Here is a 10,734-nt window from a genome sequence, read left to right on the forward strand (position 1 = left end):
CAAGAACAAGTTCTTAAGAATCTCAGGAATAAAGCTCATGCTCTCGGCCTTGAACTTGTGCCAATTTCGCAAGATACGCAAAATACTCCATTCTTTTCAACCCTTGCTACATAAGCCTTACGCAAAGTGTTTCTTCAGAGATGAGAAAAGTATACTTTTGTAACATTTATCGAGGGTTTGTGTAAAAGTTCCGCTTTCTAAGCGAGAGAAATAGGGATTCGCAACCAAGTGCGATGATATTCGAGGTCTTTTATGACTAACGACTCGTCGAGAAAGCAGCTAGACAAACAACTTAAAGAATTAGCGCTTTTTGCTCAACTACACTCACAGTTAAGCAAAGAGCGACGCATGTCTTTAACACAATTGATCGATACCATTTGGCTGTCAGGTAAACTTTGCCGTCCCTATAGCGGTCAATTTCAAACAATTTATGAAGATATTTATGAAGAAGCAATACAAAACCTATTTTTTTATATTTGTCAAGATAACAATATTAGCAAATATGACCCTAAGCGCGGCGAATTTTTAACCTGGGTAAATGTATTGCTAACTAAACGTTTTTTTCCAGAGGCTATACCTAAAATTATTGGGAAAGAAAATGAAATATCTTTAGAAAAGTCTCATATAGAAAATATTGCCTGCTCTGAATCTGTATCTTTGTACGATCAAATAATTCAATGTATAGAAGACGATCCAGAAGGTATTTTTATCAAAGAGTATATAAAAAATCGTCCAGAAGTAAATTTTCAAGCAATCGCGAGAAAAAGGTATTCTGGGATTCCCTGGAAAGATATATCGGTCGAATGGGGAATCGGAATTACAACATTAAATACTTTTTTCCAAAGATGTCTAAAAAAATTTGCTCCTTTATTACAAGAGTACTTATAGATTTTATATCATTTCATCAAATAGTCAAAAACTATGGGTAACCAAACAGCTTTTTTAACATTTTCAGGAATTATATCTCCAAGCGCAAGGCAGTTCGCTGAACAATTATGTAGGCAACAAGCTACACCAAAAAAGGGCGAACAAGTTCGTCTCAATACCTTAGCTGTATCGTTTGTGAATTCATATCTACAATACATGAGTGTTGAGACAGATTTAGAAGCGAGTGACTGCTGGAATCCAGTACAGCAGTTACTTATGGATGTTGCTGATTTATCAATAAAAAATATAGGCTCTTTAGAATGTCGCCCAGTTTTGGAAGGAGAAGAGTTTGTCTATGTGCCACCCGAAGCACAATCAAACCGAATTGGCTATGTAGCTGTGCAGATTAGTAAATCTTATCGAGAAGCAAAGTTATTAGGGTTTATTAAAGAAGTATCAACTGATATATTAGCGATTAGCCAATTGAGTTCGTTGGAGAAGTTACTAGAGTATTTAACTCAATTAAATACAGCAAAATTAACCGTTCAATCTCAGATAAGTAATAGTTTGATACAACTAACACAATGGTTTGACAATATTATTGATAATAGTTGGCAAGAAATTGAAGCCCTATTAAGTACTCAAGCAATTTATGCAGATAGCAGTCTCAGAAATACAAAACATGCTTTTATTAGTAGGGGTAAGTTAATTGAATTGAGACAACGAAAGACTGAGCAAACAGTAGTTTTAGTTGTTACTCTCACTCCAGAAAACGAGTCAGAGATGGACGTAATTGTAGAAATACATCCCACAAAAGGAGAAATTTATTTACCCCAAAATCTACAACTCAAGATACTAGACCTGGAGGGAGCATGTGTGATGGAAGCCCAAACGAGAAGTACTAATAAAAATATTCAATTACAGTTTAGCGGCGAAATCGGAGAACATTTCAGCGTTAAACTAGTGCTGGGAGATAGTAGCACAATAGAAAGTTTTGCCATCTAAAGCGAATATAAAGGTTCTGCCAATGAGAAAGTTAGTTGTGCTGAAGCTAGATGGCGATTTAGAAATGGGAGTGCGGGTGACGCTGGAAATTGGCCAAGAAGGTTTTCGTCCCACGACAGAAATCTCTGGATACTTGCCTGCAAATCCAGACATAGCAACAGTAATTGACCAGTGGCAGTCAACTTATAGTAGTCTGTGGAAATTTACCCGCATCAAAGCCAAAAAAATTGTTTACGATGGTTCAATTTCCCAGCGACGGGAGGACTGTTATAACTTAACTAATGAATTGCGATCGCATCTCAATAATTGGTTACTCTCAGAGTCTTTTCGTCCCGTGCGAGAAAAATGGCTCAAACACTTAATGCCAGAAGACGAAGTCAGGATCTTGATTCGCACTGCTTGTTTGCAACTCAAGAAACTTCCTTGGCATTTATGGGATTTAGTGGATCGGGATTACCCAAATGCTGAAGTTGCTTTGAGCGTTCCAGAATCAGAACAAATAGCAACTACATTGCACTCAGCTTCTGATAAAAAGAAAATCAGAATTTTAGCGATTTTGGGCGATAGCGAAGGTATTGATGTCGAACAAGACCGTCAATTACTAGAAAAATTACCCGGTGCTGCTACAACTTTTTTAGTAGAGCCTCAACTTCCAGACCTCAACGATGAGTTGTGGAAACAACCCTGGAATATTTTATTTTTTGCCGGTCATAGTCAGACCGAAGGTGACAATGGTCGCATCTATATTAATGCAACAGACAGCATCACGATCGCCGACCTCAAGTATGCTTTAAAAAAAGCCGTTGCTCAAGGCTTGCAGTTAGCAATTTTCAACTCCTGTGATGGATTAGGATTAGCAAAAGAGTTACAAGATTTGCAGATTCCGCAAATCATTGTGATGCGCGAGCCAGTGCCAGACTTAGTGGCTCAAAAATTTTTAAAGCATTTTCTAGAGGCTTTTTCTTCAGGAACTTCTATATATGCCGCAGTTCGCACTGCCAGAGAAAGGCTGGCAGGCATAGAAAAGGAATATCCAGGTGCTACTTGGTTGCCAGTTATTTGCGAACATCCTGCCGTAGTGCCCATAAATTGGTCAAAGTCCCAACGGTTTTTTAATATTCGTCGCTTCCGGACTTTGCTAATTTTGAGTTTGTTGGCGACCCTTGGCGTACTGGGAATAAGACACCAAGGAGGATTGCAGACATGGGAATTGCAAGCTTACGACCAATTCATGCGATCGCGTCCCCAGGAAAAGCAAGATTCGCGGCTGTTGATAGTTACCGTCACCGAAGAAGATTTTCAACTGCCAGAGCAAAAGCAAAGAAGAGGATCGCTATCTGATTTAGCACTAGCTCGACTACTAGAGAAACTTACACCATTAAAACCACGAACTATTGCCTTAGACATCTATCGCGATGAGCCATCTAAATCTAACCAAGCTGCTTTAGCAGATAACAAATTGTTTGCGATTTGCAAAGTTAAAGAACTCGTACAAGAGCGTCCCGGAATTTCACCGCCTTTAGGAGTGCCGCCAGAACGCCAAGGGTTTAGTGATATTGTCTTAGATGCTGACGGCGTTGTGCGTCGCCATTTATTAGCAATGCAACCAGCAGAACCTACATCCTCTTGTACTGCACGCTACGCTCTTAACGCTCAACTGGCATTTCACTATCTGGAGCAGGAAGGGATTTCTGCCAAATATACCAAATCTGGGGATTTGCAGATAGGTAACACTGTTTTTGTGCGACTGCGATCGCACAGAGGTGGCTATCAACAAGCAGATACAGGAGGCTATCAAATATTGCTCAATTATCGGTCTTCTCAAGGTTCTCCATTAGCAATTGCCCCCAAAGTCACGCTGACAGATGTGCTGAGAGGTAAAGTAAATCCCACTCAAGTCAAAGACCGAATTGTTCTAATTGGGACTACCGCTCAAAGCTTCCGCGATTACATTCCTACCTCTTACATAACTGAGGATGGTTCTCATCAGGAAATACCAGGGGTGATTTTGCAAGCACAGATGGTCAGTCAAATTGTGAGTGCAGTCAAAGATGGACGACCTTTATTATTCATTTTGCCTGTTTGGGGCGAAGTGTTATGGATTGGCAGTTGGTCTTTGATTGGTGGCATAATTGCGTGGCGCGATCGCTCAGGTATACGTCTGTTAATAGTTGGTAGCGGCGTAATCGGCGTTTTATACTTGCTCTGTTTTATTCTTTTTTGCTCTGGTGTTTGGGTTCCTCTTGTCCCGTCAACATTAGTTTTAGTAGTCGCTGGCAGTACTATGGCGATTTACCTTAATTCCCAACCAAGTCAGCGACAACTGATTGCTACAGCGTAAAAGGATTGGGTAAAAAAGTCGAGGTAGAAATAACAATGAAATTATCTATTTATAAGATTCAACTTTTTCTTGCTATCAGTTGCATACTTCTTAGCCATACACAAGTACATGCACAACTTAACCAATCGTTGATATTTGCTGCACCACCTCCACCAGCAGACATTGGCGAACCAGGTAAGCGAGCAGAAGCAGGTAGTCGCGGTTGCGGACAAAACATTAATCAGTCCTCAGTTGCTGTTCCTGCAAAGCAACTTACAGCCTTAGTGCCTGTTTATTCAAAGTCAGAATTGGTATTTGCAACTGCGATCGCGGAACATCCTAGTTTTTGGTTCTATGTTCCTTACTCCTCGTCCTTTGCATATGGAGAGTTTGTCCTAGAAGATGAAGCACAAAATCAGTCTATTTACAAAACTTCTTTAACAAGCACACCAGGAGTAGTTAGCCTTGGCTTGCCAGCAAAAGCAGCACCTTTGGAAATAGGTAAACGATACCGTTGGTATTTCAATATTTACTGTAAAAAAGATAACCAAATTATTGCGAATGTTGAAGGATACGTAAAACGAGATCAATTGAATTCTACTCTGAAAACTCAACTGGCAAAAGCGACACCAAGCCAGCGTGTAACTCTTTATGCTGCTAATGGTATTTGGTATGATGCGTTGAGCGCTGCTGGAGAACTACGTCGCACCAATCCGCAAGAGCAATCTTGGACGGCGCTGTTGCAAGCTATTGGTTTAAATGATGTGGCAACTGAACCAAAAGTCGAGTGCTGCAACCTAGAAAGTTAGCATTAAAGGGCGATCGCATAACTTGATGTTAGACAAGAATGTTTAGTGTTGTATCCGCTACAGTTACCAAAACTGCAACAGTTATGAAATCTCAAGCTGCTCAGGACTATTCTAGGTAAGTGGAAACTTCAAATGTTAGCAACCCAGTCTAAAGAGATAGGGCTTCCACATATTCCACGAGGTTTTGAACCGATACACAAATTTAGTGTGAGGATTTAGCCATGTCTTACCCGATTCCATCCAAAATGTGGCAGCGAGCTAGTATTGTAACACTGTTATTATTGATACCGTCAGTAGGAATTGCTGTTTTACGTCAGTCTGCTACAGTTGCGGTTCCAGCCAATCAGACTCCTCTTAGTTCTAGCCCAGCAACATCCATTCTACCCAATCACCCTGACTACCAAGCACTCCAGGCATTGGTACAAAAGTATAGTTGTGTCGTCTCCGTCCAAAACTTTGGCACTCTTCCTGTAAGCCGAACTGAGTTTGCCACAGTCTTGAATGCCTGTGTGAATCGGAGCAATGAGCTAATAGCGACTAACCCCAAGATAGTTACCCAAGGGGATATGAAAACCCTACAACGCTTGCAGGAACAATTCGCACCAGAGTTAGCAATCCTAAGAAGTCCGATAGATGAATTAGAAGCTTCTACTCCGACTCAGACTCCTAGAGAACGTACTCAAGCCGAGTCTACCCGAAATACTCAACTCTTACCCACGGCTCCACCCCTTAGTATTCCGTCTGATTCATCTGTGCAGGATCGAGTTGTTAACCGTGCGAATATGCCCAAACTCCAAGCTGGTAGCAGTATTGGAAGGGCTGCCCCTGAAGCCCAAACAGGTAGCAGATTCAATACAGAAAACTACAATCGGATTGAGGATAATCCTTTTCATCGCGTCAGTAATGACCCTCTTTCCACTTTTTCCATTGATGTAGATACAGCATCCTACAGCAACGTGCGACGGTTTGTTACTCAAGGGGAATTACCACCCAAGGATGCAGTGCGAATTGAGGAACTGATCAACTATTTTACCTACAATTATCCCCAGCCAAAAGGCGATCGCCCTTTTTCTGTCACCACTGAAGTTGCTGCTGCTCCCTGGAATCCTCAACACAAGCTGGTACAGGTGGGTTTGCAAGGTAAACGCCTAGAGAGCGCAACCTTACCACCCAGCAACCTAGTATTTCTGATTGATGTCTCCGGTTCTATGGATGACCCCAACAAATTACCCTTGGTGCAACAGTCCCTGAAATTACTGGTGAATAAACTGCGTCCTGAAGACCGGGTAAGTTTGGTAGTCTATGCTGGAAATGCTGGATTAGTGTTACCTGCTACTCCTGGTAGTCAGAAATCCAAAATTCTAGCGGCGATCGATCGCCTGGAGGCTGGAGGCTCTACTGCTGGTGGTCAGGGCATTGAACTTGCCTACAAGATAGCTAAACAAAGCTTCCTCAAGTCTGGTAATAATAGAGTAATTTTAGCTACCGATGGAGACTTTAACGTCGGGGTTTCCAGTGATGCCGACCTGACGCGATTAATTGAACAGAAGCGAGACCAGGGAATTTTCCTGACGGTGTTGGGATTTGGCACCGGCAATTATAAGGATGGAAAAATGGAGCAATTGGCTGATAAGGGTAACGGCAACTACGCTTACATCGATACTCTATTGGAAGCCAAAAAGGTTTTAGTTAACGATCTCAGGGGAACTCTGTTTACCATTGCCAAGGATGTAAAAATTCAGGTGGAATTTAATCCAGCGAAAGTTCAGGCATATCGCTTGATTGGCTACGAAAACCGCCTGCTGCAAAATCAGGATTTCAATGACGACAAGAAAGATGCAGGGGATATTGGCGCTGGTCATTCTGTGACAGCGCTTTATGAAATAATTCCCATCGGCACAAAAAGCGATGTGAAACTACCGAAAGTAGACCCCTTGCGGTATCAGCGTTCTGGTGTAACTGCGCCGGATGCTGCTGGCAATGAGTTGATGCAGGTGAAACTGCGCTATAAATTGCCCAAAGACAGCACCAGTCAACTAATTACCCAAACGATCCAAGATGATGATTTGAGAACTGACCAGATACCCTCCACAAACCTGAGATTTGCTGCTGCGGTAGCTACCTTTGGGATGGTGCTGCGTGACTCTGAGTATAAGGGGAACGCTAACTATGATTTGGTGATGAAATTGGCGACTCAAGCGAAGGGGGAAGACCAAGAGGGCTATCGGGGTGAGTTTATTCGTCTGGTGGAGCAATCTAGGGGGTTGATTACCAGGAAATGATTTGGATTGGAATACGGTACGAAAAGGCGTTTTAAAACCCACACAAAAGAGCGATCGCCAACAGTGTACCGCAGGCGATCGCTCTTTCTCAATCGGCAGCGTGACTAAAAAATCTGTCTTCTCTTGCGGAATGTCCAAGGCAAGCAAACTCTCTAGTCAACTAAGACACTTTTGGTTGTTGCCATAAGATAAGGTTCAATTCCGAGCAGTAGCAAGCCCCATTACTAATTTGTGGTTCGTGTTCAGCTATCCAATCATAAATTTGTGTAGCTTTTGCTAATGCCACTTTTTCTGAACGATAAAGCTGAGGAGTAGGGCAATAGGCTTGGCCATTGATATGTATAGCTGCAATCTGCCAATAGTCGCTGTCTTCACCCTCTGGTACAACGTCTAAAAACCCGTTACTGTAAGGCTCGATTATTCCTATGTTCATCTACAACCATCGAACTCTAAACCAAAGCCGATGCCAGCCAATTCTTGCGAATCAAAGCTGGAATCATCAGGGAATGCAGTAGCAACCCCTGCTAATGATTTTGTGTTCATAACCAATGGAAATCTGAATTCTTGGTCACTTTTTAGCTTGATTCCGTTATTGGCAGTAATAATGTTAAGAGCAACAAAGCAATCGAATAGCGGATAGTCTGCCCACATCAGTAGCGGCAAAATTCTGTGCGATTGAAGATTTGACCATTGATGTCTAATATCAAGTTCGGATAAATACTTATAATAAAACTGGAATCGTTGCAGTGTATCTATATTACGTCTGATGCTCAAACGGATTGCGATCGCAATCCACATTCGTACTGAAGAACTGTTGGTTCGTTATCCTCAAGCAAAAGAACTGAATATCATAATTACAGCCAATTACCTAGCAGAATGTATGGTGCCCAAAACCTAGGACGCTTGTACTTTGGACTCTGTAAAAGAGCCAATTGAGCGCTACGGAGTGCTTCAGCTTTAGTTAACTTTTTATCTGCTAACTCTTGGTAAAACTTACTCATCAATACGGCAGTAGACTCATCATCCAAATTCCACAGAGAAGCGATCGTACTCCGCGCTCCTGCTTGAAAAGCGACACCAGCAATCCCCAGTGCGGCTCGCGTGTCCCCAGCAGCTGTTTGACAGGCACTTAAGACAAGCAATTCAATCGCTTCTGGTTTGTTTTGCTCTATAGTTCGCACTAAATTACTCAACTCATTGACATAAATGCGATCGTCCCAAGCGACGATAAATGTCTCCTCAGCTTTGGAACTAAATTGACCATGAGTTGCCAGATGAACGACAGAGAAAGGTAGAGAATTAATGCGGTTTTGTAAAGACTTGCTGGTAAATTCTTGATTGAGAAGAATACTGCTGGGTAACTCAGAACTGATTTCCCTGAGTTCTTGCTTGACGTTTGGTAGTGCAGAAAATCCAGCACGTGGTTCGCTCAAGCCTGCGGCTATTGCCCTTAATTCTTTTTGCAATGGTTTAGGTTCAATTAGTTGCAGACTAGGAGTCAGTGCAATATTATACTTCTCAACTAAATACTGTTTACCATCGTAAAGAGCCGCCATTGGAATATTTCGCAACCAACCATCCAGCACAAACACTAAAGTTGGAGCCTTAGTTTCAGCTAAGGCAACTTCAGCAGGTTGAATCAGCCAGTTGTATACTTTTTCGGATAAAGACTGAACTTGTCGCAGTGTGTGGGGTTTGGGTAAATCTTGCTGTAGTTGTTTTAAAGTAGTTTCTACTTCTTGTTGACTCACATTGGTAGCGTAGTGCAACCAACGCTGTTGCGGCAAGCGTAAGATTACTTCTAGTCGATTTGGCAAAATAAATGGATAGATGACTGCTGCTGTTGGATCTTGTTTTTTACTCTGCAATCTTAAATTCAAGCAATTGTTGCGAAAGAAGTTGTTTAGTTCGGCTATTTGTAACGATTCTATTGTCTGGCTTGCTTGTGCTATGGACTGTTGACTGGGTTGGGAGTTTTGCCCTGGTTGCAGAAGTAATTCTACTAACTGTCGGTACACTGGTTCGACTTCATCTTGAAAGGAAAACTTCACCTGTGAATTGACGCTAAATAAGTCATTACGTAGGTCTTGGAGGTTGTTAACTGCTTCAGTGTAAGCGGCGATCGCTCCTTTATTATCTCCCCTGACTTCGAGCAAACGTCCCAATTGCCATTGCCATCGATAGGCAATATCTTTAGCATCAATAGTTTGAGCCATGAGCAAGGCTTGTTGAGTGAGGTTTTGGGCATCACTCCACTGTTTGGTTTGTTCGTACACTCCACCCAAAACACCAATAGCATAGGATTGTGTTCGTTGGTCTTGCAGATTTCTTGCTTGCTCGATAGCAACTGACAGTAGTTGGGCAATATTCAACCATGAAGGAGTATCGGTGGCGATCGTCTTTTTGGATTGCGTGAGAGTTTGGGCAAAGTTGATGCGGGCAAAGATAGCTGTACGACTAGCAGGTAAGTCGCTAAGTTGAGTTTGGATTTGAGACGACAACGCTGTAAAAGCTGGGAATTGTTTGGTTTCTAGTAGCAGTCTTAGTTGATTAACTTGAGCTTGAATGCGAGTAGTTGCTGAGGTGGCAGTATTAGCAGCTTGTCGGTAAAACTCTATAGCTGCTGGCACATCTTGCTGGGCGCGGGCTGTGTTGCCTAAACTGAGTAAAATATCACCTACTGCTTGCTTATCTGGCAACGATGAAGCTACTGCCAAACTTTGCTGCAATATTTGCCGTGATGTTTTTAAATCTCCCGTAACTTGCACGACGTTACCGAGACTACGCAACCCCGTGACTTTCAGAGGTGAGTTGGGTTGCTTTTGCAGAATCTGGATACTTTCTTTTAAAGTCTTCTCAGCTTGACGATAAAATCCCAACGTTTGTAAAGCTTGAGCTTGGTTGATGCGATTGCGAAGAATCAAGTTAGTATCATCTATTTTTTGATAAATACTAGCTGCCTGTTGCCAAGTATTGAGGGCATCTTCAGCTTTGCTTTGAGCCAATAGTAAGCGACCTTTAATATCTAATACTTGAGCCAAGATTTGGGAGTTATCTTTTTGATGTAATAAATTCAGACTTTGAGCGCGAAGCAAAGCGATCGCATTACGAATCGCATCTTCTGCCTCAGCCCAACGTCCTAGTTGTTGATAAGCTAATGATAAATTGCCCCAAGTCATAGCTTGTCTCAATTCATCTCCCTTGGCTTTAAACGCAGAGATAGCTTGTTGCCAAGAAGTAGCCGCTTGGGCAAAGCGTTCCGCTTCATAATCTTTTCTTCCTTGTTCTACCAAGTTTTGGGCATCAGGTAAGCTTTGAACAATAAAATTTGCTGTTGTCTTATGGGCGAAAGTGGGCGGCAAAAACCCTGCCCCCAAAAGCATAGCCAAAAACAGCAATACACTTACAAGGTGTTTTATTTTACGGAATCTCGATTTTTTTCTTACCATCT

Annotated in this window: 7 protein-coding genes; 5 read left to right on the forward strand and 2 right to left on the reverse strand. The window is 42.2% G+C overall.

What is annotated here, in order from left to right:
• Nucleotides 1-252 precede the first annotated feature (252 nt).
• The 5 genes from RMY31_RS20330 to RMY31_RS20350 all read left to right on the forward strand — a co-directional run bounded on the left by RMY31_RS20330 (nt 253) and on the right by RMY31_RS20350 (nt 7,283).
• Nucleotides 253-888: a sigma-70 family RNA polymerase sigma factor gene (locus RMY31_RS20330; protein ID WP_409878128.1), complete on the forward strand. Its 636-nt coding sequence runs from the start codon at nt 253-255 to the stop codon at nt 886-888.
• A 33-nt stretch (nt 889-921) separates the two neighbouring features.
• On the forward strand, nt 922-1,872 hold the full coding sequence (locus tag RMY31_RS20335; protein WP_409878129.1) for a DUF1822 family protein: 951 nt from the start codon (nt 922-924) through the stop codon (nt 1,870-1,872).
• A gap of 22 nt (nt 1,873-1,894) precedes the next feature.
• Entirely contained in the window at nt 1,895-4,213 is a 2,319-nt protein-coding gene (locus tag RMY31_RS20340) for a CHASE2 domain-containing protein (protein ID WP_409878131.1), read from the forward strand.
• A 35-nt stretch (nt 4,214-4,248) separates the two neighbouring features.
• On the forward strand, nt 4,249-5,001 hold the full coding sequence (locus tag RMY31_RS20345) for a DUF928 domain-containing protein (RefSeq protein WP_409878132.1): 753 nt from the start codon (nt 4,249-4,251) through the stop codon (nt 4,999-5,001).
• A 221-nt stretch (nt 5,002-5,222) separates the two neighbouring features.
• Nucleotides 5,223-7,283 carry a von Willebrand factor type A domain-containing protein gene (locus RMY31_RS20350; RefSeq protein WP_409878133.1) on the forward strand — a complete coding sequence of 687 codons (2,061 nt, stop codon included), beginning with the start codon at nt 5,223-5,225 and terminating at the stop codon, nt 7,281-7,283.
• Between the two features lie 160 nt (nt 7,284-7,443).
• Here RMY31_RS20350 and RMY31_RS20355 read toward each other — a convergent pair whose 3' ends face one another.
• Both RMY31_RS20355 and RMY31_RS20360 read right to left on the reverse strand, forming a co-directional pair.
• Complete coding sequence (locus tag RMY31_RS20355; protein WP_322661811.1) at nt 7,444-7,716, reverse strand: hypothetical protein; 273 nt, start codon at nt 7,714-7,716, stop codon at nt 7,444-7,446.
• A 421-nt stretch (nt 7,717-8,137) separates the two neighbouring features.
• A complete protein-coding gene (locus RMY31_RS20360; RefSeq protein WP_322661807.1) occupies nt 8,138-10,645 on the reverse strand; it encodes a CHAT domain-containing protein in 2,508 nt (835 codons plus the stop codon).
• Nucleotides 10,646-10,734 lie beyond the last annotated feature (89 nt).

The organism is Dendronalium sp. ChiSLP03b (assembly GCF_034531165.2).
GTDB classification, from domain to species: domain Bacteria; phylum Cyanobacteriota; class Cyanobacteriia; order Cyanobacteriales; family Nostocaceae; genus Dendronalium; species Dendronalium minutum.

Excerpts from the sequence above, each read along its gene's own strand:
- RMY31_RS20330 (WP_409878128.1), top strand. The coding sequence starts at position 253 with ATGACTAACGACTCGTCGAGAAAGCAGCTAGACAAACAACTTAAAGAA.
- RMY31_RS20335 (WP_409878129.1), top strand. The coding sequence starts at position 922 with ATGGGTAACCAAACAGCTTTTTTAACATTTTCAGGAATTATATCTCCA.
- RMY31_RS20340 (WP_409878131.1), top strand. The coding sequence starts at position 1,895 with ATGAGAAAGTTAGTTGTGCTGAAGCTAGATGGCGATTTAGAAATGGGA.
- RMY31_RS20345 (WP_409878132.1), top strand. The coding sequence starts at position 4,249 with ATGAAATTATCTATTTATAAGATTCAACTTTTTCTTGCTATCAGTTGC.
- RMY31_RS20350 (WP_409878133.1), top strand. The coding sequence starts at position 5,223 with ATGTCTTACCCGATTCCATCCAAAATGTGGCAGCGAGCTAGTATTGTA.
- RMY31_RS20355 (WP_322661811.1), bottom strand. The coding sequence starts at position 7,716 with ATGAACATAGGAATAATCGAGCCTTACAGTAACGGGTTTTTAGACGTT.